Here is a 24,536-nt window from a genome sequence, read left to right as displayed (position 1 = left end):
TCCAAGCCCTTCAGTGGTAATTTTTGGAATACCAATCGATGTCATGGAACACCTCATGTGCGCCCAAGCCACCCGCCTCTCTGACCGCCAGCTCAAAGCGGTAAAGCCGAAAGACAAGGACTACGTCCTCAGCGATGGAGACGGCTTACAGCTGCGCGTGAGGATCAATGGCTCTACGCTATGGAACTTCAACTATCGGCAGCCGGTTACCAAGAACCGTATCAACATGGGCCTCGGCACCTACCCAGAACTTTCGCTCGCGCAAGCCAGGAAGAAAACGGTCGAAGCCAGAGAGCTTCTCGCGCAAGGCATCGACCCGAAGGAACATCGTAGTGCGCTGGAGCAGACAAAAAGGCAGGCAACTGAGCACACACTCGAGAACGTGGCGTCCGCTTGGTTTGAACTGAAAAAAGATTCCGTCACCCAGGCTTATGCCGAAGACATCTGGCGTTCACTCATACTGCATGTTTTTCCAACGCTAGGAACAAAACCTATCTCGCAGATCAATGCCCCGACGGTCATCGCACTGCTGCGCCCCCTCGAAACCAAAGGCAGCCTGGAGACAGTGAAGCGACTGACCCAACGGCTCAACGAGATCATGACCTACGGTGTGAACTCGGGAATGATCTTTGCCAACCCGCTCAGCGGCATCCGAGCTGTTTTCAAAAAGCCGAAAAAGCAGAACATGGCCGCCCTCCGTCCCGAAGAGCTGCCAGAGCTAATGGTTGCCATCGCTAATGCGAGCATAAAAAGAACAACACGCTGCCTAATCGAATGGCAACTCCACACCATGACCCGTCCTGCGGAAGCCGCCACGACCTCCTGGGCTGACATCGATCTCGACAAGAAAACTTGGACGATCCCAGCAGAGCGGATGAAGAAGCGGCGTGCTCACGTCATACCACTGACCGAACACGCACTTGCTCTGCTTGAGACAATAAAACCCTACAGCGGTCATAGGGAGTTCGTGTTCCCAGCAGATAGAGACCCACGAACTCACTGCAACAGCCAGACCGCAAACATGGCCTTGAAACGTATGGGCTTTGAAGGGCGTTTGGTGAGCCACGGCATGCGCTCCATGGCCAGTACTATCCTGAACGAACAGGGATGGGACCCGGAGCTAATCGAGGTCGCACTTGCGCATGTGGACAAAGACGAGGTGCGTAGCGCCTACAATCGTGCGGATTATATTGAGAGAAGACGCCCAATGATGACCTGGTGGAGCGACCACATCCAACAAGCCGCCACAGGAAGCTTGTCAGTTTCAGCCATCCAGAGGGTTTCTCAACTAGGTAGAAACCCTCTGTGAGGCTTGGCTCTAACAAGCTAAACCTACGCGGTTAACGCACAATGCGGATATGCGAATTGCCGACCCGTTCCGCATACCCCTCAAGCAAAATTGGCCCCACATAAGAAGCGATCGACACCGGGGTGATATTCGCCTGAATCCAAGCACCAATACTGTCAGCATCGGCGCTTGTCCGAGATGCCCCAATAGGCACCGCACGGTTAAGGAAGGTATTTCTCAGTGCCGCATACTGCTCGGCACTGACATGGATCTTTCTATTTTTGCCATAGGTGATAGTAGTACCGGTCAGTACCGTGCCCTGGTAGTCGAAATTGCTACGCATTCCCCAAGTCTTCATAGAGCCCCCCATATCTAGCGTTCCAAGCACTTTAATTGTGCTACTCGACGTTGCCTGCAGGTTGAGTCGTCAGCCTGCAACGACCCTTTTTTTGTACACCGCATGACGGGAAGCCGTGGTGCGGATGAATTCCAATCCGAAATCCGCTGCTTCACGTTTTACCTGCTTACCAAAAGTCACCCGGCTGGAGCGATCAAGGGTCTGCCAGACCTCTTGGCCGATGATCTGAGGTATCTCGAACTCCATGCCCTCGGGCAATTTCAGGACGTTTTCTTTTAGGACGGCGGCGGCGCGATCTGCAGGGGTATCCGTACTTTTCACGTGCGCTTGCAACAAAGCTAGAATCGTTGCCGATACGTCGGGCTGTTTTTGTGCCCAGGCAGCGAGCTCAGGGGTAAGCATGAGGGAGATAACCATGGAAGCTCCTAGTGCGCGCATTGCAAAATGCAATTAACAACCGCAAATACAATTGCATTTAAAAATGCAAAATACAACTCGGATATGCAATTTATTTGGGTGACGTAATTCCCTATTCGCCCGCCCACGCAGCTGGCGAGTGACAATCGGGGAGCTGCTCCCGCATCGTTGACAACCGATTTAGCTATGCAAGACCGGGATACCCGATCGCTTACCCCCGTTCGTTCTGATTACGACTTTGACATTGTCAGATTTTTAGTACTAATATCTGACAATGTCAAAACCGGTATTCACTGGGGGGCTGGACGAAATGAGCGATGGGCCACATAGAAGCTTGAAGCTGCGAAAGCCATGGAAAGAACTGGCAAAACGTGCGGACCAAGACACCTACGACGCCTCCCAGATCGCAGAGGCAACGACGCACGCAGTTGCCAGCGACTTCAAAATGGAGGTCTCGTGGCATCTGATGGAAGCCTTGAAAGCAGTCTTTACCGGCTGTGATAACTCTCTGGAAATGCCGGAACTTGCGCTGGATCAACTTGAAAATGCGAAAGCCCTAGCAGCAGCCTCCGTTTTTGGAACGAATCTTGTGGAATGGAGCATCACTCTTATCCATGAAGGCAAATTTGGAATTGAAGCATTCCATGAGGCGGTAGGCCTCGCCGCTAAAGACCGCTGCCACGCAAACATACGGTCGATCGAAGAACACTACCTTCGCGACTCGAATGAGCAAAGAGCAGAGTACGTGAGTAAGAGACTCCAGAATGCCATTTCTACTCTATCGAGCACCCAACTCGGTCTGGATCTTGTGGGTCCAGAGCCCGCTCGAATCCTCCCACCTAGGAAGATGGAAGGTCTTGATGACGGGGTATCGTTGTGATGAACACCTTGCCGCCTAAGGAAATAGCTGTAGATATACTTGAACCTGGCGCCCGCAAAAGAAACGGTGTGGTCCCGTGTTACATCGAGAAGAACATCGAGTTCGACCTTGAGGCTCTCGCATCCTTCTCATCCCATGACAAATGGGAGCCCGTAACTCATGACGCACTACTCATAGCCGCTGCAGTCGAGTTCTGTGATCGCATCCTTGTCCGCAGCACCATGAGTTGGGGCAGGCGGTTCATCGTGCATGTTCCAGTACACGACGTTGAACGGTGGTCGAGTAACAAGGTAGATCGAGCGCTCGTCAACGCGCTGAACCTCCTGACCGGCGACGACTGGCATTTCAACTTTCGATCTCGAAAACAAGCCGCACAGAGACCGCCACAAGGCCAAATAGCTTTTCCTTCCGATGCAGAGGCGGTCATTGCTTTCAGTGACGGAATGGACTCCCGTGCGGTCTCTGAGCTTGAGAGCAAACGCCTAGGTAAACGCCTGATTCGTCTTCGAATAGGGAGCAAACAACACGACATTTCAAAGAAGGAACGCCAAAGGATTCCATTCACGGCCATCCCATATTCAGTCAAGCTCGATGATGCAAGAAGCGCCGAGAGAAGTGCGCGCAGCCGCGGATTCAAGTTCAGCATCATATCTGCAATTGCGGCGTATTTAATTGATGCTCCAATGGCCATCATCCCCGAAAGCGGACAAGGTGCACTTGCACCTGTGCTCCTTCCTGTTGCACATGGGTATGAGGACTATCGAAATCACCCCGTCTTCACCAAGCTGATGGAGTGCTTTATCGAAGCACTTCTAGGCTATCGATTCCAGTACACCTTTCCCAGGCTTTGGATGACGAAAGGCGAGACCCTACGCGAGTTTGTGGAAACCTGTGGCCCTAGCGCGAATTGGATAACGACCAGGTCGTGCTGGCAGCAATCCCGACAGGTAGCCGTTTCAGGCGCAAGAAGGCAGTGCGGCATATGTGCCGCGTGTATGCTTCGCCGCCTTAGCGTTCACGCTGCAGGATTAGAGGAGCCACCAACGAACTATGTATGGGAATCCCTAGACAGCCCGACCTGGGAAACAGGCGCAGCAAAAGAATTCACCAGTTTTACTAAAGCCTTGCGACAATACGCTATCGCAGGGGTGCTTCATTTCGAACACCTTTCTTCGATTCGGGAATCTTCGCAGTACGAACTGATCAAACGCCGCAGAACGAGCGAACTGGCTCGAGCTCTGGCCGAGTCGCCACATGCCGTGGCGCAGAACCTTGACAGGCTCCTGCAACAACATGCCAAGGAATGGTCAGCGTTCACGAGCGATATGAGATCAGAGTCGTTCGTGAGAAAGTGGATAGATGGCGCATCATGACCAAACCAGACTTTGAACTGAACCCAGCTGAACTGGGTGAACGACTTAAGGTCGCGCGCGAAACCGCGGCCATGACCCAAGACGCAGCGGCCAAAGCAGTTGGCTTTGCTCGAACCACTCTCGTGGCCATTGAAAAAGGGCAGCGCTCTGCAAGGCTTGACGAGATCCAGATGCTTAGTCGCTGTTATGGAGTATCTGCTAACTCTTTGCTACGCCGAGAAGCGGTCCATGTGGATCTTGTTCCTCGTTTCCGCTCACTCCCAGACACTGGTGATGCAGGCATCGACCAAGCTGCTCGGATGCTGAATGATCTCGTCAGGGCGGAAGTAGAACTTGAGAACATTTTAGGTGTTCGGAAAACCTCGAATTATCCGACCGAAAAAAGCATCTTACCTGGCGATGTACGCAAACAAGCGGAGCACGATGCACATAGCCTCCGAAGCTGGCTAGGGCTCGGCGAGAGCCCGATTCAAGATCTGTTTTCGCTCATAGAGATGCAACTTGGAATTCGTGTCTATAGCCGGAGACTTGAATCGAAAGTGTCTGGGCTGTTTGCCTATGACGACGCCGTTGGCGCCTGTATGCTAATAAATGCAGTACATCGGAAGGATCGTCAAACTCAGACTGGCGCCCACGAGCTCGGGCACTTTATAGCGACGCGGCGTCAGCCCGAGATCTATCAAGCCGAAAAGTATGAGAACTCGCGTGAAGAGCGTTACGCGAACGCTTTCGGAAGCGCGTTTCTAACGCCAGCCCGTACTGTCATGGAAAAGTTCAAGGAAGTGACCATTGGATCAACCCACCTCACTCGTCGGCACATCATCCTGCTCGCTAGTTTCTTTGGTGTTTCACGCCAGGCGATGGTGATGAGGCTTGAAGAATTGGACCTGACGAAAAAGGGTACTTGGGATTGGTTCATGGATAATGGCGGTATAACCGACGACCAAGCCCAACAGGTACTAGGCCCGATAGCTCACGATTCCACGCCTGTGGAAGGCGCGCAATCAACGAGGCTTTTTTTGTTAGCTATCGATGCGTGGAAGAAAGATCTAATCAGCGAAGGGCAAATGTCGGATTTGCTTAAGCTCGATAGGGCGAAAGTACGCGAGTTGCTTGATGAGGCAGAAGAGGATGAGGTTGATGACCTTTTCAAGCTGTCTCACTGATCGAAATAGCATTCTCGTTCTCGACGCCAGTGTCATCATAAACTTGCTGGCGACCGGTTATGCAAGCGCAATCCTGCAAGCAGTTCCGACTCCAATTGTCGTCACCGACAATGTAATACGGGAGATTGAGCTAGGAGCAGTAAACGGCCGGCCTGAGCCCAAACAGCTTTCGGAGCTAATCCATAATCAAATTTTAAAGAGAGAAGAGCTTTCTGGCATTGCACTAGAGCACTTCTTTGACTTGGTATCCGGATCCACAGCGGCCTCGCTCGGAGACGGAGAAGCCGCGACACTCGCGCTTGCACATAGCAACGGGTTCACGGCTGTCATTGATGAAAAAAAAGCAACTCAAATTTCCTCCCAACGCTTTGAAACACTCAAACTTATTACTACAGTCGATATTCTTGCTTACGAACCCGTGCGTATTTCAATCGGAGATAAAGCTTTAGCCGATGCAACGCTTCAAGCGCTGAAATACGCCAGAATGCAAGTCCGAGACAGCCAATTCGACTGGATTGAAAAGGTGATCGGATGCGAAAACGTAGGTTTATGCCCAAGCCTTAGGAGGCTTGCAAAGCTTAAGCTGACAGAGCGCCGCAGTGTTAACCAGTAATGCTGGACCAACTTATACAGCTAAAAATTAGCTGTATAAGTCTGAGAATTCAGTCACCAGAGGGCCGCACTAGGAGAAACAAATTTCTCTTTGCTCGAGTAGCAGCAACGTGCAGCAGGCATCTTTCAGAAACTTCAGTATCTTCGGTTACCCCTGCATCCTCATCACGGCTTAATTGGTCGGCGTAGGAAGCGGCTCCTCTGTAGGCGGCAACAATCACTACGCTAAACTCAAGCCCTTTGATGCGGTGCATGGTGGCAAGGCGAACGCCCGGCTGTGCCGAATCGTCAGAGGTAGAGTTGTCCAGTTTCAAGTGAACAATACCTGCCTGCTGCAGAGCCCGAGCGACATTATCCAGATCGTCATTGGTACGCGCAGTGATGCAAACCTGTCGAGGCTCCATCCCATCGTCCTGCAACTGTTTAAGGATCGCCTTTATATGCGGCATATCTTCGTGCGCGGAAGACGACTCGATGATATCTGGCACATCACCATGTGTCAGAGACCGATAACCGCGCAGAGAGTCCACGTTGCCATCCAAGTCATCGACAGCACATCCTTCGAGTTGAGCGCAGGCCCATTGACGGATTTCGTCGGTGGTTCGGTAATTCACCTTCAGGTTATGGCTGCGGCCGCGAACCTCGATACCCACCCGGCTAAGCACAACTTTGTGCCGGTAGATACGTTGGTGGGCATCGCCAACAATAAACAGGTCGTTTTCGGCTTCCTCTACTGCCGTACGAATTAGCTCAAAGCCCGCGTTGCTAATGTCCTGAGCTTCGTCCACCACCATGCAACGAACACCGAGTACGGGCTTCTCCTTTCTTAACAACTGACAAGCTTCACGAAAGGCCTCTTCAGGCTCGCGCAAATTGGCGGCTTGCAGTTGGGCACGGTATTCGGCAAACACCGGCCAAATAGACTTACGCATTGCACGGCCAAGCTGACCGCCGCGGCCCACTCGACTGGCACGCATATAGTCGTCAGCAGTTTCGCAGGCTTGAGGAAGCACAACCCGCTCATATTCGGCACGCATGAACGGCAAACTGAGATCAACCGATGCCGGCATCGCCGACAGGGCTGCTTGCCAGAAACGGCGACGGTCGCCTTCGTTGTACAACAGGTTATGTGAGTAACCAAAACGACGCAGGAGGCTGGAAGCCCACTGATCCAGGTTCACCACCTGAATTTTCTCCAGCTCCTGCGGTGTGCACAGCAGAGCCAAATGCTGGCGGATGTCCTCAGCCAGAGTTTTGGTGAAAGTGGTAAACAGCACAGGACGACCAGGCAAGTCCGCGTATTGTCGTGCAAGTCTTGCAGCGCGATGCATGGCTACAACGGTTTTACCAGTACCTGCGCCACCGGTCACCTTCACAGGACCATTCCAGTCGCGCTCCACCAACTTACGCTGGCTTGGGTGCAGAAAGACCCTCCAGTGTTCAAGAGGTGCGGCCAGTAAAGCTTCCAGATCGCTGTCGTCAGTAAGCACCACAAAATGACGACGTGAGCTATCACGCTCCAGCGCAGCACCGAAGTCTGTAGGGTCGACCGCCGCTGGCGCGGATTGATCACTGATGATTTTGTCAAAAGGCTCGCCGGCAGCAAACAGATACAACGCTTCGTATGCCTCATCGGGCAATTGTGCCTCCAACACCTCAAGCTCGCGTTCATTAGTAACGGCACGCACAGCTTCCAGCCGGTCGTCAGGTACGCCCAGGCGGCGAATTTCACGGTCTTTGAGTGCATCGAACAAACCTGCTGCTCGCACTTCAGCCGGTATGTCAGATACCGTCGCATAAGCCGTCTCCTGCACTGCATAAACCTGAATACTACCAACATCCGGGTGGATCGCGACTCGATGGCGACGCGCCCAGTGATAGGCATCGTCATGCTGATCGACCCACAGTAGGCAATACACGTTACCCACATCAGGCTTGAGCACGATGCCGCGCATATTGTCGTTGATCCGTACCGAGCGCATGTTCGGATCGGCAGCATCACGAATGCGTTCGTAATTGATGCCGCTTGCCATCGGGTTCTGACGAAACTTGGCGACGAAGGTCAGCACCGCCTGCTGGTGAGAGCGAGGAACTGCTGAAAACGACTTTAAGAAGTCATCGGACATTGCAATCTTGAGTGCCAGCGTCATGCCAGTGTCTCCATCAAAAGGGTTCTCAGCTCATCAGGCAACTCACTGCCGTCAGCGGTAAAAGAATGCCAACCTTGGCCAGCAAAAAGCGCAGCCTCTGCTCCAGAATCTGGCAGTAGTACGGCGGTACGAACATCTGGCCAAGCCAATTCAGCTTCGGCTATTACTCGACCTTTTTCGTCCATCAACTCATAGCCCACTTCCGGGGCGGTCACGTCCAAACCAGCCAGAGCCAAGCCCCAAGTCTGTACTTCATGAGCAGCCAGACTCAGCGCTTCCTGCCAGGCTACAGACAGCCCGCCTGATTTCGCTTTGAGCGCAGAACAATCCCGCAGCGCAGGTAACCCTGGCATTTCAGCGTTGCCAACCCAAATCTGACTCAGCGGCAACAATAAGTTAAGTGCCTGCCAAAGTTGCTGCCAGCGTAACTGGAGCTCGCTTTCGGGCAGGCCATCTTCTTTCCACTCGCCAACCAGAACAGGCTCAGAGTCCGCAGAACCATTGCCGGTCATCACTTGCTTCATATGCTCCGGGTGCATGGCAATGCCCAGCATCCAGGCCGTACCGAGCTGACGCACGCTCAACCTATGAAATTGCAGGTCTGCTAGCAGGCCCAGCTCATCCAAGCGGTTCCAGAAGGCCCCTTCGCGCAAAACTTGAAGCGCGGTGGCATCCCCCGAAGGCATCAACATTCCCGCAGCCAAGGAGACAGCCAATTTTCCGAGTGCTTGGTGTTGCCCATGGGCCAAACGCTGATGCAGCTGGGTAAAGGACGGCAACGATTTGAAATTGGAGAGTGTTGCGATGCCCTGTGCCGCGCACAGCTTCTGCACTACCTGCTGCGGATCATCATTAAGCAAAGTTGCCCAAGGCGATGGCGTAGGTAATACCAGGTTTTGCAAAGCGCATTCGACATCATCCCAGGTCAGCGTCCAGACTGAGAACTTCCCGCTCTTGGCCACCGCCATACGTTTGGCCATATCTGTAGTAATTATGTCTTTGTGGTACTGCCAACCATCAACAAAGACCGCCACGGGCAGGTCGGCGGCGGCATCGTCTGGCCAGAACACGAAGTCAGGCTTGCACGGAATCAACACACCTTCGCTGGCTCCCAGATTGACCTGCAACTCCATCCGCCAGCGACGCGAGCCAGCCTGTATCTGATAGCCCGCCTTGCCCTTGAACAACAGCTCACTCAGCTTGAACTTCTCACCTTCATGCTCACGGCGCAGCGCTTCGACAAACCGCTTCTCCAGCATGCTATCCAGTAACTGGTTAGCTGGCTGGGCGTCGGCCAGATGGGTAACTGGCTTCAGTGCTCCCTTGTACTGCATCACCTCACCCAACAACTTCTGAGCTGTACGTCGCGAGATAGACTTACGATCATGGCTGTTGTGATAGCGGTACACGCAGCGATAACAGCCATCGGTGTCCGCATTCTGGTTGCAAGTACAGGTATTGAGGGCTTGCAGTGCAATGTCGAATACTTCCAACAGCGGTTCGGGCACGCGCATCAATTCCTTGAGATAGCCGGTGCCACCTGGCACGCTGTCGTAGATCACCAGATAACAACGCGGCGTATCTGAGCCCGCAGCCATACGCATATCTAGAGCAATACGCAGATGGTCCACGGCTCCCCTAAACCGCCGCGCCAACCCCAACTCCAGAGCCGACACAAAGCTCAGCAGGGCCTCGTTGGTATCAGCAAAACCCACCTCAGGCAAAAACAGACGTATGCCCTCACTAGTGAACTCGCGGTAGAGGAACACGCATTGCTGCGTGCTCGCCTCGGGGTTCTTGCGCTTCCCACACCAGGACGAATGGTTGCGATACAGCTCCTCGGCCTTGCGCTTGCGCTGCAAGGTGCCGCACTCGGGGCAGATGCTAAAACCAGGGCGACTGAGTTCCTTCCCGCCGATCTCCATCGGCATGCCTTCCGCTGACTGCTCGCCAAAGTTCACCTCGCGAAAAGTCACCCGATCGAGAAACTCGAAGCCGAAAGGAAATGTCTGCTCGTCAATCACAAAGGCCTGACGCACCGCATCAGGCGGGCTATCCACCAAAGCTTGGCGCACATAAAAGCCGCGCTGACGCTCGTCTGAGTCGTCAGCAATACGGCTATCGCGATCCAGCGTGCGGGCAAATACCGTGGTCAAGCGCAGCATTTCGTGTACGCGTCCACTGTCCCGCCACAGCGTATCACCACACCGTGGGCAGTTAGGGTGTTGATCACCTGACGACAGCGGCTCGGTATAGGAGCACTGCCTACAGAAACGCCAGTGCTCCGGCTTGATCTTCGATACGTCGATCTGGTTGATCACCACCCGCCTGCCTTCGGCATAAAAGGTGTTGTTCGGTGCCAACTCAGTGATGGCCGTTGATCCAGGACGCTCATATTCGAAGGTCAGAGGATCAGGAGCGGATGTTCCAGGCTTTGAATCGCGCACAATGATCGAGCGCAACAGTACACCTTGCTCCGGGAACGCATAGTTGGGTAGCAAGCCCTCATCAGTCAGCACATTGAGCGTAGCCTTACCCTCAATACTGCCAATCAAACGCGAAAGCGCAGTTCGATCTTGAAGCAGTCGTGCCAGCTCCAGATCCTGATCCTCACCACGCACCGTCAATGCCTGCAGCTTATCGATCTCCTTCACTGCGGCCTCACGCTTGCGCTTGATGCTTTCAACATCACTTGCAATGCCCTGCAAACGGTTGACGATCTTGTACGCCAACGGGCTGCTATCACCGTTGCTGCCCTGAATGAAATTAGCCAACCATTGGCACGTACCGTCGCTCAAAGGGCACATATCCCCCTGATTGAACAAGCGCAAGAACCGTTCAAGAAGCGACGCCTGGTGCTGTTCCACATAACTCAACCAAGGGTAAGGAAACTTGCTGTTGGTCTGATTATTGATCGCAGTGAACACCCCACGAATTTCCTGAGGGATCTGCGCCGCCCGCCCGTTCTCATGCACCCAGCAATCCAAAGTGAACGCTGTAAGTTGACGTTCAAGTACCGCAGAGGCGTTAAGGAAAACCCCAGGTGCCTGCACGGAACCTGCAATCATAGTTTTCGGGTCATCCCAGAAATACAGGTCATGCGGCTTGCTGGTCGCCATGCTCATCAGCAACGCATTACCCGTGCTACGCCCTGCCCGTCCTGCTCGCTGAATGTAGTTTGCCTGCTGTGGAGGAACCGAACATTGCAGCACACTGGATAAATCGCCGATGTCGATGCCCATTTCCAGCGTGGGTGTTGCGGAGAGCACATTGATGCCGCCAGGGCGATCACTGTTGGATTTGAAGTTACGTTCTACCGCCTCGCGTGTCTCGCGCGGCAGCAAGCCGGTATGCTCATGCGCTACCACCCGCTGAATGTCCGCATTCAGGTAAAGCTTGCGATAAAAATCACCGGATAACTCAAGTGCCTGCAACTCACCCCTGCAATCAACGCGGCGACACGCTTGCTCAGAAAAGTCATCCTCTGGGCCAGAGTGTGTGGTGCTATGGCAGCTGGCACACCGCCACACCTTGCCCCCCAAGATAACGTGGAAAGCAGAGGGCTCCAGCCCCCATACACGGATATCCGGCTTCTCGGTGGCCTCCTCAAAACCTGCTAAGCCAACGCTTTCCAATGCCTCAAGAGCAAGCCGATAAAGCGGTGCAATCAAGGCATTCGTGCCCAGCGCCAGATCATGCAAAGCAGGCAATGCCTTAAACGCCCAGTCGCTAAACAAACGGGCATGGCTCTTAGTGATACTGACGCAGCGACCAAACTCTCCCAGTGTCAAAAACCTCGGAGGCCGCGGGCTGGTTAGAAGCTTGAACTGGCTTGGATTCTTCTTATATCCCCAAGGGCTGCTACCCATTCGCGCATAAAACCCTAGCTCCTGATCACGCCAAGCCCCGATGCGCTGCATGTTTTCCAGTAGCCCGCGCAGTAAAACAACAACTTCGGCCAGCTGCGCGGCGGCTAACGGTTCAAGCGTGTCACGTAGACGTGGCATCAGCCATTGAGCGGCTTCGTCTAACTTGCCTGCAAGAGGCACTACGCAAGCAGTTCCCGTCGCCACCAGAGTGCGACCAATATGAGCATCCTGGCCAAATTCTGCATTGAGCACCCAAGGCAACACCCTCGCCAACTCGCCAGGTAGGTTGCTGCTTTCAGGCAGCGCCCCCTCTTCCATCAGGGTCTCGTAATCACGTAGCCACTGCATTTGCGGCGGCAGGAAGTTAGCAATGTAATGACCATCGCCTAGCGCAGTGCGCCAACGTTGCGCGAATGCTGTTGGCAAATTTTCCAATGTCATAGGTCGCCCAGCTGCATAGGCATCAGCAATTACCTGCGCCAACGCCGGGCGTAAGTTCATTCGCCAGGTTCGCGCGGCAAGGAACCCTGCACGATGCGCGGCATCCTGTACCGAGTCAGAGAAAGCAATCAGCTTCTTGTCCGGGTTGAAGCGCGTTGCAAACAGCTGTCCCACCATTACCGCCGCCAGACTGGCCGCTTGCGAACCAACAATCGTCAGCGTTTTATAACCGGCACAGAAAGGACAATCATGGTGCGACTTGGTGTACTTCGCGCCATTGCGCGTACCTTCACGCAGGTTGCTGGCAATATCCACGGCCAGCAAAGGCTGATCCTCACAGTGTGAGCATTCGGTTTGCGATGCCTGATGCAAGGTGCCGCACGCAGGACATGCCTGCTTGCGCTGGAACACTGCGGGGTTCGCCCCCACGCTGGAAGGAAAAATAAAACGGGTGGTCACATCCTCGGCGAAGAACGCGCTGTAAAACGCCTGGAGGTCATGGGTCAGTTGATTGGGACTGATCTTTTGTTGCGTAGAACCCCAGCCGGTGGCGTGGCACTCGCGGCAATGGATCACCGGCAGATGCAGCCGCTCCATATCGGCTTTACGTAAGTCATCGTGATGCCGAAGCTGCGGCTCAGCATCCAGCACAGCCACCATGCGGCGCAACTCACGTAGCCAGATTTCCACCTTCACCTGCAAGAAAAAGTTCTGATGTGCATCCTGGCGTGCATGCGCTACCAACGACAGCAGGCTAGACAACCAAAGTAGCGCAAAGCGCTCATCATCGCAGCTCGGCAAACGGCGTTTGAGCAGCACTAACAGGTCATCCAGCAACACGGACTTTGGCCCAAGACGCTCCAAATCCCGCAAAAGATTCTGGAAGGCAAAGTGGCTCTTCAGGTCCTTACCTAAGCCACAGCGCCAAGCAAAATTCTCTGCCTGCGTGACCGAGCAAGGCTCACCGAACCACAAGGGTGCTTGGGCCGCCAGATAGGTATGCAGGTCGTCATAGTTCTCGGGGGCCAAGGTATGCAGATCACTGGGCTGCGGGCTTTGGGTGAACTCAACCAGGGCTTCAGCGAGATAATCCCCAACCGACTCGCGGTCCTCGGAGATAACCGCACTGTCATCCAGCACTTCACCAAACACATCACCGGCAAAGTCCAGCAAATCGCTAACGCCGTCATCGCCCAACGTTGCCGAAGTACCGACGCACACCAACTGGCCCGGCGGCGCATTCAGCCGCCCCTTGAGACGGCGAATCAGACAAGCCAGATCAGTACCCTGCGCGCCATCAAACGTATGCAGCTCATCCACCACCAAATAACGCAGCGTGTCTGGCAACTGATGCGCCCACAAAGGGGCATCAGCTGCACGTAGCAGCAAAAAATCCAGCATTTTGTAGTTGGTCAGCAGAATATCCGGCGGATTTTCACGCAGGGCATTGCGGTCGGTAATCACCGAATAACTGCCGTCGCTCAATTGGGCGACCGTTTGCGACTCGACAGCCGGCGCATCGCCCACATACAAGCCTGCACGAATCCCACTAAGGCCAGCAGCCTTAACGATTTCCTTGGCCACGCGCCCGGATTGGTCGCTGGCCAAGGCATTCATGGGATAAAGGATGATCGCCTTGATGCCACGCCGCCCCTCGGCACGCGCCACACGACAATGCTCAAGGATCGGATATAGAAAGCACTCGGTCTTACCCGACCCCGTACCCGTTGCCACCAACGTGGATTGAGCCTCGGAAACCGCCAGTCGCGCAAAAGCCTTGGCCTGATGTGCATGGGGCACAAAGCTGGCAGGTAACCAAGGGAAAGCCGATAGACCGCCATTCAGCTGCTTGCGAAATGGCAGTGGCAACGTCAGATACGGCCCTTTGAAGATATTGCTGCGCTCAGCCAAAAAGCGCTCCAGCAAGCCCTCAAAACCTGAAGTAGTGGACGGGAATGCGGTACACAGAAAGTCTGCGACGCCTTGAGTGACCTGCTGGGAAACGATCAATGGCTGCATGATCAGATTGCCTCATCCACGGATGTTACTACCGTCAGCCCGTAGAGGCTTTCCAATGCTGCCAACATCTGCTGCCTTCTCCAAGCAAAAAATGCTAGTGGATCACTCCAAAGCAAATTTTTGGGAACGGGAATGAAATCGTAGGAGCTCCAATACTTACTGCCGTCCGAACTTTGAAAGAACTCACTCGGGTGACGTGCTCGCTTGTAGTTATTGACCTCAGCTGGCATAGGCTGGAAGTTCCACAGCACGTCGACAGTTTCTTGATAAGCCTCATCCGCCCCAACTAATTTTAGCGGAAATATATGATCAACCTGAGGCTTACTGTCATGAAAAACGTAGCTCCGACTGGGCATAAGCACCTTGGTAGCCAACCAAGTCTGGCTCAACAGCTGGTATTCGTTGAGCTCTCCAGTTCGGTTTTTCTCGACCGCGATCTTGCGAATGGCTTCAAGCGGGAATGACTCATTTTGCCTTCCTGCTTCCATAGCTTCGCGCGCGAAACCATTGACCATAGTCTGGGTATTCCAGTCACACATCTGAGAAAGTAAAAAGTACTGGTGAATGAGCTGTACCTCTGACTCATCCCAGGTGCGGATACGCCATTCATGACCGTGGCGCTTGAGCTCCGTCAGGTAAGCTGCAATCGGTAAGACGGCCAACCAGCGAGGCACGATGGAGGCATGATTGATATTCAGCAACCCCTTTAAATACCCCCTAAATAGCTCTAACAATGGCTCACGATCACTTTCCAAAGCGCTCTGGAACGCTTGGATGTCGTTACCATTCAGCCGTCCCTCATCAATGCGGATGGTGCTCTTAACCAGCAAATGAAAGAACTGTAGGATCGATGTAGACGAAAAATCGATACCGCCACTCTGCTTTGCAATCTCATCAGACAAGGCCCAGAGTTTCTCCTCATAGTCCGACTGGACCGCCTTGATCTTCCCGAGCACCAGCTCCAACTGAGTCAACGCCACCCCGCCGGTGTTGAGCCGTCGAAAAACCTCATTTACTTCGTTAGGGCTATCGGCTTTGACCGAAAAATAGGCTATCGACTTATGATTGGTGTCGACAAATATGTCCCACAACGCGCTCAGATTTCTACGCACGCGAAGCTTGGCGCTTTTATCATCACCGACGGCCGTGAGGGCGCGATCCTCAAGATCAACCTTCTCGTCCTCACTGCATCGCAAACAGGACAACTCCGTCATGCGCAAATAACGTGGCTCGGCTGCCGCACTAGCATCACGAAACAGAAAGCCCGTTTCATCCGACTCCGCAGTGGTTGGATCGAACAGCAAATCAAAGTGCAAAGCCCTTCCATTGAAACGATGACGAAGCACTGAATAAAGCGTCTGCAAGCGTTGCTGACCGTCATATACCAGCGCCTTGGAGGCGCCCCACAACCCCTCATCCACCTGCCGCGCGTGATGACCCGGGGCATAGTCCCCAACAAAGCAGCGATAAGGAACTTTCTGTTCAGTTTCCCACAGCACCACACCACCGATTGGGTAGCGTTTAAGCAGTGAGTCGAGCAACAAGCACACGTAATCTTCCGACTCATGCCGTGCGCCCCACACGTACTGGCGCTGTACCTGCGGCAAATACCAGCCGTTATTGGGAGCATTCAGCTTCTCCAGCGCTTCACGAACGGAAATTCCTGCATACGACATAATTTTTCTTCCCTGAGGGGTCGTAACGTTAACGTGCTTTCAGCACCGTGTAGGGAAAAGCCATACAAGCCTCACACCAATTGAATAACCAGGACTGCCCGGTACTCAGGGATCAGCTTTTTAAACTCTTCTTCGGCGCTGTACGACATGCCGTCTCTCCCTCGCCATTCCTCATCGAACATTCCTCAGTCATTCAACTGCTCCGATTCAAACTTCGCCCAAGCCACACGGTAGTCGGCTTCGCGGTCGGCTAAGGTAAAGGGGGCGGTGTATTGGATGGTGCGTGGTATCGGGCCGCCGGGTTGGGTGTCGTCGAGGATAGGACGCTCGATGATGGTGCCGTCTGGGACTTGGGGATGACCGTCCTTGGGTTGTATATCTTCCCATCCCAGACGAGAGGTTCTGGTGCTGCCATCAGGCAGGCGAACGGTGCAATCGGCATCGCGCTTACCGGCCTTGCGCGGTAGGCCAACGCCGACCAGGCCCTTGCTGGCGGTGAAGGCGATGCGCCCCTTGGCGTCGTACCAAGTGTCACGCTCGTAATGGCGCATCACCGGGAACTGTACGCGGTAAATAGTAAGAAGCTCTTCGAGGGTCAGGCCCAGTGCCTGCGATGTGAGCACGTCGATTTCCACCAGCGCATGACGGCGGGCGAACTCGCTGCGCAAGGCGCAGTGGCGCTGCCATTCGGGAGTAAGGTTGGCGAAGCAATCCCTCGGCAGGCGCGGGTCTGTGCTAGCCCAACAGTCTTGGCGGAACTCGGGTTGCCAACAATCGCGCCAGAGGTCGGCGTAGTGGGTAGTGAGGCAATTAAGCTGTAATGCGCGTAATAACAAAGGTTTGAAAGCAGCAGAATCCGAGCCAAGCAGCGAGAAATCGTCAAGCATGGAGTGCAGATTTGTCCTCCCGCTACTCCGAATTCTGTAGTCGGTGACAATGGAAAAAGATAGCGCACCAAAAACTATCAGTTCATTCAAATGATCGGGGGAAACCGCATACGTGCGGCACCCATTTGTGTGCGTCAGGCCCGGGGGAATAATAGCGCCAAACAATGTCCTCTCGTTTGAGGGGGGCAGCATTCCGCGGTAGGCCACCCTGTAATAATCTGTCACCGCCCTCGCCTCACGCCTACCCATTTCAACCCAGCTAACCTGAGGCACGCGGCGGGAGTATTCGACGGCGTCACATGCGGGCAAGTAGTTGCTACGCGGCAGGTAGTCATCGGGCAGGGTTTCGAGGTCGATCACATCATAGTGGCTGTTTTGGGTGCAGGCCGTGCGCGGGGTTTTGTTGATCGGGTTGCCGACAAAGAAATGCGGGCCGGAAAGTACGAATTCATTTGGGGCAGCGACAAAACCCTGCTCGCTAGCGCTACGACGGCGAATAGTGCCGTCCTTCTGCGCACCGGTTTCGTGCCACATTTCCAGGGTGAAGTAATCGCCCTGCAAATCACCCAGACGGCGCGGCACGCTAGTGAACTTTTTCAACACCGAAACCAGTTCGCGGCTGTGCACTGCTGGCAGTCGCGCCTGAAGGGCCGGGGTTCCAGGTGCGTCGTACAGTTGCGCGAAGGTGGCCAGCAAGGCCTCATCCACTTCAATCACACGACTGGCGTGGCCGGCAATATTCCAGCCTCCTTCGTCGCGTTTAATACCCGGTGTGACTCCGCCACCGGGGTGGTCGAGGCTAGCTCGGATGGTCTCCGGCCAAAATAGATTCGACATAGATTTGAAAAAAATCTGACCCTGTGCAGAACCATAGATGTGTAAGCCAAAGCGCATCCGGCCGTGATCGTTTGTTCCCTCGAATAGCGCAAATTCGTTCTGGAATTGGTAGTGCTGACGAAGCCGTGGATAAATCGCTTGCCGTAGTTCGCCGCCCTTGGGGTCGTCATACACTCCTTCAGGATGAACTAACGCCTGTACACCACTGCCAATATTCCATACCAGCGGCAGGAAGCACTTGTATAGGTTACTCTGCTGGCCCTTCAGCAATGGGTAGTTCTGAATGGCATTGAGGAACTGGCCCATACCCTCGGTGGCCACGCATTCGGCCAGGTAATCCGCTTGCGCCTGCGGCAGCACAGCAAACACTGCCTCGCGCTGATCCGCCGTCTGCTTGGCGCTGAGCTTGCGAATGACAAAGCGCGGGTCAAAGTCCGACAGCAGCGACTGCTCATTCCACTCCACCTTGATCCACGGCGGATTACCGAGGACCACATCGAAGCCACCACGGGCTTTGAATACATCAGCAAACTCCAGCGCCCAATGCATAAAGTGCTGCTGCCCGGCCACCTGGTGAGCCACCTGCAATTGCGGCAGGGCTTCGACCAGTGCGGCGATGTCCACATGGCCATAACGGTCTCGCTCGGGAGCAAAATCCAGCCCCTGCTGCGGCTGGGTTTCCGGGAACAGGTCATCCGCCAATGCGCTGCTCAGGCTGGCATTGCCGAGCAGCACGGTTTCCAGCACAAACCACCAGTGTTCACGGCTGGGCAACTCGCTGGCTTTGTCCAGCGGCCAAAACCACAGGGCGCACCACGCATCCATCACTAGTTTGAGGCGGCGGTATGGGCTGGCATTTTTCTGCGCTTCGCTAAGCATTTCCCGCTGGTATGCGGCGTCTTTCTGCGCGGTGCTAGTCGGAGCGCGGTTGGCGGCCGGGTCGGGCCACACATGCAGTTCATCGCAGGTGGCGGCACGCACACGGGCCAGCTCCTGGGCGTGTTGCTGCCAGAGCTGCTCGGTGGCGGCACTCAGCGCCTGCACTCGCTTGATTTCATCGCGACTCAGCGGCGCAGTAAAGGCTTTGCGCCATTGTTTAAACTGCTCGAAGGCGGCTGGCTCCAGCTCCTTGACCACCTTGTCGCTAACCATGCCCATGCCTTCAGCAGGCAGCAAAAAGTGGAACACATCGGTAGCCGTCAGTGTTTGCGTCAGCGGCAAGGCACGCGGTGCGGCGGCGCGCCAGTCTCTTTCAGGCAGGCCGTTTTCGCCTTTGCCCGGGCTGAGCTGGGCGGTGCTAAACAGCTCACGCCGCGCACCCACCAGAGAATTACCGTTATACAGCTGCAAGCCAAACCACGGCACATGGCTGCCTTTGAAAATGGCGTTAAGCCACAAGGAGACTTCGGCCAGCTCCACCGCGATGGGGTTAAGGTCCACACCGAAGACATTGCTGTCGGCGATGTACATTTTCACCCGCTGCTTTTCTTCGGTGTACTGCTCGTGCGGGATGGTGCGACCTAGCTCTTTCTGTTTGGCCTGCAAATAGGCTTCGGCCAATTGACTGACAGCCTCGTTCAAGAACGCCGCACTGCCCATGGCCGGCTCGCACACAGTGAGCTTCAGAATTTCGTCCGCCGTTTTACCGGGCAGGATTTCCTTGAGCGCATGCTCGACCAGGCATTTGGTCAGCACTTCAGGGGTGTAGTAACTGGCCGACTTCTCGCGGGCACGACCGGCCAGGCGATAGATAAAGCTGCCCTTGGAATGAATCTTGGTATTGCCGCCAAACAGGCGTTCGGCGTCGGTGTACTGGCTAATGCTACTGGCAGGTACAAAGTACGCAGCATCCAGCGGGTTGACCTCGGCGTCTTTTTTCTTCTCGGCCGCGCTGGGGGTATCGAGGCTTTCCTCGCTGTCCGTATTGCTCTCGCTTGAGTCGCCTTCTTCACTCTCGTCGCCATCATTATCAGCAGAGGAGGCCTCCCCACCCTTGGGGTCAGGGCGCACCTCGTACAAATCTTCTTCAGCAAAAAAGCCGCGGAAGGACAACAGCGATTCGTACACTGCACCTAGCTGGTTGATACCGAGGGTGCCATAGCTGATACGCCCACGGCGACTCTTGCCACCACCACGGGACAGTGACATTCGCTCGATGACCTTCTGAAGCACCGAGTTACGCAACTTGACGCTACCCAGCAGCGGTGTGCGCGCCGGGTCAAACAGGTGGCCTTGCAGCGGCGCAATGGTGAAGCCGTTATCGAGCAAGCCGTCATGGCTGCCACTCAGGTCGAGCTGACTCGCTGTGGCATCCCGGCGCGGATAGCCTTGCCAGATCAGGCCAAAGAGTTGCTTGAGGCTATCGTGAAAATAGAAACCTTCCTGGGCTTCGCTGGTGGTCAGCGGGGTTTGTTCCAACTCGCGCAGGTGCTCGATGCTGTAGCCCTTGAGGTAGGCCTCGGCATCGATGGGCGCATAGCCCAGCTCGGGCCGCGCTTCGATATAAAACATAAACAGCAGGCGGTACATATAGCGCAGGCTTTCACGGCTGAGCTGGTCAGCCAGGTCGGTGTCGTTACGCTCGAACACCTTCTCCTTGGCAACCGTGCGCTTGTACCAGATGGCCTCGTTGGCAATCAGCTCGATGCATTCACGCAGGGCGTACTTGAGATCAGTTGATACCTCAAAGGCATGCTTGTGCGAGCTGTCATCCAGGCTATCGAGCAGCGCCACGCCACCTTCCACCGGCAGCACCGATTGGCTGCCCAGCAGAGCCGCCATGGCGCGGAATTGCTTGTCGTCACGCGGGCCGAATAGCTCCGGCAGGTTGAAGCGCAGCAGTGCCTTGCGCCCCCATTTGCTGCGCTCGATCAGCAGCCACTCTTCATGGTGCAGCAGCAACACCCAGCGTGGCGGGTGGTCGTCGGCAAACAGACGCTTGCTGAGGGTTTCTTCCCAGGCGCTGTGGGCATATTTACCTTTGCCTTGCTCACTGGCCGCTGGCGCAAGCAATTGCAGCGGGCTGCTGTCGTCGTCATCCGCATTAGCAATAGCTGCCGCAATGACCAAAAGCGGCTGGTGTTTGGCATCGCGATACACCGCGAGCACCGGCAATTCGCCTTCGGCCAACGTCAGGTTCTGCGGCGCTAGCTCGTAACCCAGGGCGGCGAGCAGAGGCTGCACCAAGTCAATAAACAGGCTGGAGCGCTCGCTGGTTTTACGCTCATTCAGAAAGCGCTCGCGGGCACGGAAGTAACCATTTGCCCCCGCCGCAGTGCGCAGACGAGCGACAGGGCTTTGCGCGCCCTGCTCTTTCCATTGGTCAAACAGCGGTTTGAGGTCTTTTTCGAGGATCTCGTCCAGGTAGTGCTGGCTGTAGAACTCGTTGGCATTGGTGAGGCCGGTGATGGCAAAACTCATGCTGTATTCCTTCCTTAAGCCATCAGTGCAGCGACAACGGTGAACTGAGCGCGGTCATCCAGTTGCAGGGTGTCGCGAATCCATTGTTGGTAGTTGCTGAACAGGTCTGCGGTGGCGCTTTCTTTCTGCTTACGTTTGGCCGCGATGACCTTTTCGATACCTTTGGCGAAATCGATTTCCAGCTGTTCGTTGTGTTTGAGCTGCAGGGTTTGCAGCTTGGCCAACTCGCGTTCCAGACGCTCGCGGCAGCTGGCATCGAAGGCCTGCTTGATCGGTTTGATGTGTTTCTCAGCAGCCTGAATAACCGCGGGTAGTGCACTTTGCAGGGCATGGCTGTTGGGCGCCTGGCCATTGTTGGCTTGGGCTTTTCCGGTGCTGTTCAGCCCTGTGCGATGCAGTGTTTCCGCCAGGCTGAGTACGCCCTGTACTTGCCCAGCAGCATTGAGCTGTACACCGAGCCACTCGGCTAGCACAGCTTGACCACGGCGGTTGGGCACCTGAGCCAGCACCAGTACGATGGCTTCGCCTGAGGCCAGCCCCTGTGCGACGCGTAGCAGCGGCGCACGCTGACGACGGAACAGAGCCATAAGTTTGTAGTCGAGCCACTGGGCAATGGGGTTGAGCGCCCAGAGGTAATGCAGCTGCGGCCAGGCATTGGTGTCGCGTGCCTGTTTAATCGCCTCTTCAACCACGGTTTTGTCGGCGCTCAAGGCAAAGGTGTTATCGGTCGGCCACATTTCGCTGGCCAGATCACGCTTCAGCACCTGGGCAAGGTCGCGACTGGGCTGGAAGCTTAGCGTGCGGCTGGCATCATCCGTTTTGATTTCAGCATGTTCGCGCGATGACTGTTTCGCCAGCCAGCGCAAGGCATCGCGAAGGTAAATGTAGCTGTCGCTAAACAGACTGGTGAGTTCAGCAGTGGACGCCATGAACGCTGCTGTGCTGGCGGGCACAACGTTATCGTTGCTGGGTACGTTCGCGCCCCATAAGGCCTCGAACGGGTCGATATCATCCCCAACCAGTAGCGCGGCGAACTCATCGGCAGTGCGGTTGCCTTCAATGGCCTTGGCCACTTCGATGGTTTCCAATTCCTCGTCATACAGTCCCATAAAGGCTGATGGGTCGCCGATATTCTTTGCCGCCTGCTCGTCCTTATCGATCAGAATTTCCAGGTAGCGCAAGTCACCGCGAATTCTTTCGTGGCGCGGTTCGGTCAGCAGGTAGCCGATTTTCGGGGCATGCAGTTGACCATAGCGATCCACACGACCATTGCGCTGCTGGAACACCATCAGCGACCAGGAAATATCGAAGTGGATCAGCCGATGAGCTTGGTAGTGCAGGTTAAGACCTTCGGAGGCTACATCCGAAGCAATCAGCAGGCGCAGGGGCGAATGGGTTTTGCCGAAATCTTCGACCGTTTGCTGGATGTCCTGATCAGGCAATTGGCCGTGCAGAATGGCTACGGCGATATCTTTTAAACCCAGGGCCTTGGGCAGCTCAAGCTGGAGGAATTTCAGTGTTTCCACTCGCTCGGTGAAGATCACCAGGCGGTCACTTGGATCTTTGCCATCCCAACGCCAGTGCTGACCTTGTTTGAGCTGGTTAATGAGGTGCTGCAATTTGCTGAATTTTTCGGCACTGATGCCCTGCACCAGAGCGTGAAGATCACGCAGCCCCTCAAGATCAGGATGGCGTGCGTCTTTTACCTCAAGCTTTCGGATGCGCTCTTTTAGCGTTTGTAGGCAGGCTGCCGGGGAAGAGAACAGCGCCTTTTCCAACACAGTGCGAAACAACATGGCACCGTCGCGCGCACCGGTCCCGTCGCTATTAAGTTTGAGCTCGGCTAGCGCATCGAAGGCGAGGTTTTCCGCCGGGCTTGCGGCGCAGGCCAAACGAAACACTTCTCGCTCTGGGAACTCTTGCTTCATCTGCTCGCGCACGTCTTTCTTGAAACGTCGAACAAAAAGGTGATCGACATCCTCGCGGGTGTAATCGGCCCCTGCTGGCAGCACCGTGGGGTCGAGCATGCGCACGAGGCTGGCGAAGCTGTCCTTTTTGCCGTTGTGTGGCGTGGCGGTGAGCAAGATCAGTGCATCGGAGCGTTGCGAGAGTAACTCGGCCAAGCGATTGCTCTGGGTGCGATTGCCTTTGTAGGAAACGTTGTGGGCTTCGTCGATGATAATTAGATCCCACCAGGCGCTTTCCAGGTAGTGCCGGTACTCGCTGTCGCGCTTCAAGGTATCGACCGAGATGATGGTGCGGTCGTAGTAGTTAAAGGGATTGTGATTGGCTGGGATATCGCGACGAATGCGCTGAATACCGGCTGAGTCCAGGCGGGTGAGCGGGATGGTAAAGCGGTTCCAGAACTCCTGCTGAAACTGGCGCATCATACTTTTGGTAGTGACCACCAAAATGCGACGGGCTTTACCCCTGCGCATCAACTCGGCGGTAAGGATGCCGGCCTCAAGGGTTTTACCCAAACCTACTGTGTCCGCAATGAGCAAGCGCGGGCGCAGCTGCTGCAAGACCTGATGAGCAGGCTGCAACTGAAACGGCAGCGCATCCATCACCCCATGCTGACCAATCACTACCGATTCGCTTTGCAGCGCCGACTGACGCAGACGCGCCTCGATAAACAGCCGCGAAGCAATAAATGTGGGCGAGTCGTCGTACACCAGCTCAGTTTTTGCTGGATCAATCAGGGTAACGTCTTCGAGCTGAGTGAGGAAAAGAGCATGACGATTGCGCACGGTTTCCGACACGCCAATACACGAAAGCTGCCACCCGCCAAGATTACATTGGTCTGCATTCTGGATAATCCACTCTTCATCGCGGATTAGTGCACGGGCACCGGGGGCTGGGGCTTGGGTCAGTTGCATGGTGCAATCCTTGTCAAGGCTTTAGGTGCGCAGCGAGCACTGGAAAACGGAAGGCAATCACCACATGGGCCTACCCGGATCGGCACTGCCATCGATATTGAATTAATCGTCTGTCGTGTGGGTAGTTATGTCACCCAAGGGGGGCATCACGAGGTATAGGACACAACGCATATTGCCCCAAGCAATCGGCTTTAAGATTTTCACCACAGCGATGCGGCGGGTGGCACTTTACCAGCTTTTTAACCCAGAATTGGGCGAATGAGT

Annotated in this window: 12 protein-coding genes; 5 read left to right on the top strand and 7 right to left on the bottom strand. The window is 55.1% G+C overall.

Annotated features, from left to right (window positions below; genetic code table 11):
- Positions 1-55: 55 nt before the first annotated feature.
- Positions 56-1,309, top strand: a complete 1,254-nt coding sequence (locus NPS46_RS21225; protein ID WP_274110666.1) for an integrase domain-containing protein — start codon at positions 56-58, stop codon at positions 1,307-1,309.
- A 31-nt stretch (positions 1,310-1,340) separates the two neighbouring features.
- On the opposite strand, the gene NPS46_RS21220 is transcribed toward NPS46_RS21225, so the two are convergent.
- Together NPS46_RS21220 and NPS46_RS21215 are read right to left on the bottom strand one after the other, a co-directional pair.
- Positions 1,341-1,631, bottom strand: a complete 291-nt coding sequence (locus NPS46_RS21220) for a hypothetical protein (RefSeq protein WP_274110664.1) — start codon at positions 1,629-1,631, stop codon at positions 1,341-1,343.
- Between the two features lie 84 nt (positions 1,632-1,715).
- Entirely contained in the window at positions 1,716-2,063 is a 348-nt protein-coding gene (locus NPS46_RS21215) for a DUF1413 domain-containing protein (protein WP_274110662.1), read from the bottom strand.
- A gap of 274 nt (positions 2,064-2,337) precedes the next feature.
- On the opposite strand from NPS46_RS21215, the gene NPS46_RS21210 reads away from it, so the two are divergent.
- From NPS46_RS21210 to NPS46_RS21195, 4 genes are read left to right on the top strand one after another with little or no spacing between them, the layout of a single operon-like run.
- Positions 2,338-2,943 carry a hypothetical protein gene (locus NPS46_RS21210; RefSeq protein ID WP_274110660.1) on the top strand — a complete coding sequence of 202 codons (606 nt, stop codon included), beginning with the start codon at positions 2,338-2,340 and terminating at the stop codon, positions 2,941-2,943.
- On the top strand, positions 2,943-4,316 hold the full coding sequence (locus NPS46_RS21205) for a 7-cyano-7-deazaguanine synthase (RefSeq protein ID WP_274110658.1): 1,374 nt from the start codon (positions 2,943-2,945) through the stop codon (positions 4,314-4,316). The genes NPS46_RS21210 and NPS46_RS21205 overlap by 1 nt, the downstream gene beginning before the upstream one ends.
- Entirely contained in the window at positions 4,313-5,482 is a 1,170-nt protein-coding gene (locus NPS46_RS21200) for an XRE family transcriptional regulator (protein ID WP_274110656.1), read from the top strand. The genes NPS46_RS21205 and NPS46_RS21200 overlap by 4 nt, the downstream gene beginning before the upstream one ends.
- A complete protein-coding gene (locus NPS46_RS21195) occupies positions 5,457-6,095 on the top strand; it encodes a hypothetical protein (protein ID WP_274110654.1) in 639 nt (212 codons plus the stop codon). The genes NPS46_RS21200 and NPS46_RS21195 overlap by 26 nt, the downstream gene beginning before the upstream one ends.
- A 49-nt stretch (positions 6,096-6,144) precedes the next feature.
- Here the strand turns inward: NPS46_RS21195 and NPS46_RS21190 are convergent, their stop codons facing one another.
- The 5 genes from NPS46_RS21190 to NPS46_RS21170 all read right to left on the bottom strand — a co-directional run bounded on the left by NPS46_RS21190 (position 6,145) and on the right by NPS46_RS21170 (position 24,272).
- Positions 6,145-8,244, bottom strand: coding sequence for a UvrD-helicase domain-containing protein (locus tag NPS46_RS21190; RefSeq protein ID WP_274110652.1), 2,100 nt, complete (start codon positions 8,242-8,244; stop codon positions 6,145-6,147).
- Positions 8,241-14,573: a DEAD/DEAH box helicase gene (locus NPS46_RS21185; protein WP_274110650.1), complete on the bottom strand. Its 6,333-nt coding sequence runs from the start codon at positions 14,571-14,573 to the stop codon at positions 8,241-8,243. Before NPS46_RS21185 ends, NPS46_RS21190 begins: the two co-directional genes overlap by 4 nt.
- Before the next feature lie 2 nt (positions 14,574-14,575).
- Positions 14,576-16,249: a DUF262 domain-containing protein gene (locus tag NPS46_RS21180; RefSeq protein WP_274110648.1), complete on the bottom strand. Its 1,674-nt coding sequence runs from the start codon at positions 16,247-16,249 to the stop codon at positions 14,576-14,578.
- Between the two features lie 185 nt (positions 16,250-16,434).
- A complete protein-coding gene (locus tag NPS46_RS21175; RefSeq protein WP_274110645.1) occupies positions 16,435-21,102 on the bottom strand; it encodes an Eco57I restriction-modification methylase domain-containing protein in 4,668 nt (1,555 codons plus the stop codon).
- Positions 21,103-21,407: 305 nt separating this feature from the next.
- Positions 21,408-24,272 (bottom strand): DEAD/DEAH box helicase, encoded by a 2,865-nt coding sequence (locus NPS46_RS21170; RefSeq protein WP_274110644.1) that lies wholly within the window; start codon positions 24,270-24,272, stop codon positions 21,408-21,410.
- Positions 24,273-24,536 lie beyond the last annotated feature (264 nt).

The organism is Pseudomonas putida (assembly GCF_028682395.1).
Taxonomy (GTDB): Bacteria; Pseudomonadota; Gammaproteobacteria; order Pseudomonadales; family Pseudomonadaceae; genus Aquipseudomonas; species Aquipseudomonas putida_AB.
The sequence above is the reverse complement of the archived record's forward strand: the minus strand, read 5'-3'. Positions and strand labels throughout refer to the sequence as shown.

Excerpts from the sequence above, each read along its gene's own strand:
- NPS46_RS21225 (WP_274110666.1), top strand. The coding sequence starts at position 56 with ATGTGCGCCCAAGCCACCCGCCTCTCTGACCGCCAGCTCAAAGCGGTA.
- NPS46_RS21220 (WP_274110664.1), bottom strand. The coding sequence starts at position 1,631 with ATGCGTAGCAATTTCGACTACCAGGGCACGGTACTGACCGGTACTACT.
- NPS46_RS21215 (WP_274110662.1), bottom strand. The coding sequence starts at position 2,063 with ATGGTTATCTCCCTCATGCTTACCCCTGAGCTCGCTGCCTGGGCACAA.
- NPS46_RS21210 (WP_274110660.1), top strand. The coding sequence starts at position 2,338 with ATGTCAAAACCGGTATTCACTGGGGGGCTGGACGAAATGAGCGATGGG.
- NPS46_RS21205 (WP_274110658.1), top strand. The coding sequence starts at position 2,943 with ATGAACACCTTGCCGCCTAAGGAAATAGCTGTAGATATACTTGAACCT.
- NPS46_RS21200 (WP_274110656.1), top strand. The coding sequence starts at position 4,313 with ATGACCAAACCAGACTTTGAACTGAACCCAGCTGAACTGGGTGAACGA.
- NPS46_RS21195 (WP_274110654.1), top strand. The coding sequence starts at position 5,457 with ATGACCTTTTCAAGCTGTCTCACTGATCGAAATAGCATTCTCGTTCTC.
- NPS46_RS21190 (WP_274110652.1), bottom strand. The coding sequence starts at position 8,244 with ATGACGCTGGCACTCAAGATTGCAATGTCCGATGACTTCTTAAAGTCG.
- NPS46_RS21185 (WP_274110650.1), bottom strand. The coding sequence starts at position 14,573 with ATGCAGCCATTGATCGTTTCCCAGCAGGTCACTCAAGGCGTCGCAGAC.
- NPS46_RS21180 (WP_274110648.1), bottom strand. The coding sequence starts at position 16,249 with ATGTCGTATGCAGGAATTTCCGTTCGTGAAGCGCTGGAGAAGCTGAAT.
- NPS46_RS21170 (WP_274110644.1), bottom strand. The coding sequence starts at position 24,272 with ATGCAACTGACCCAAGCCCCAGCCCCCGGTGCCCGTGCACTAATCCGC.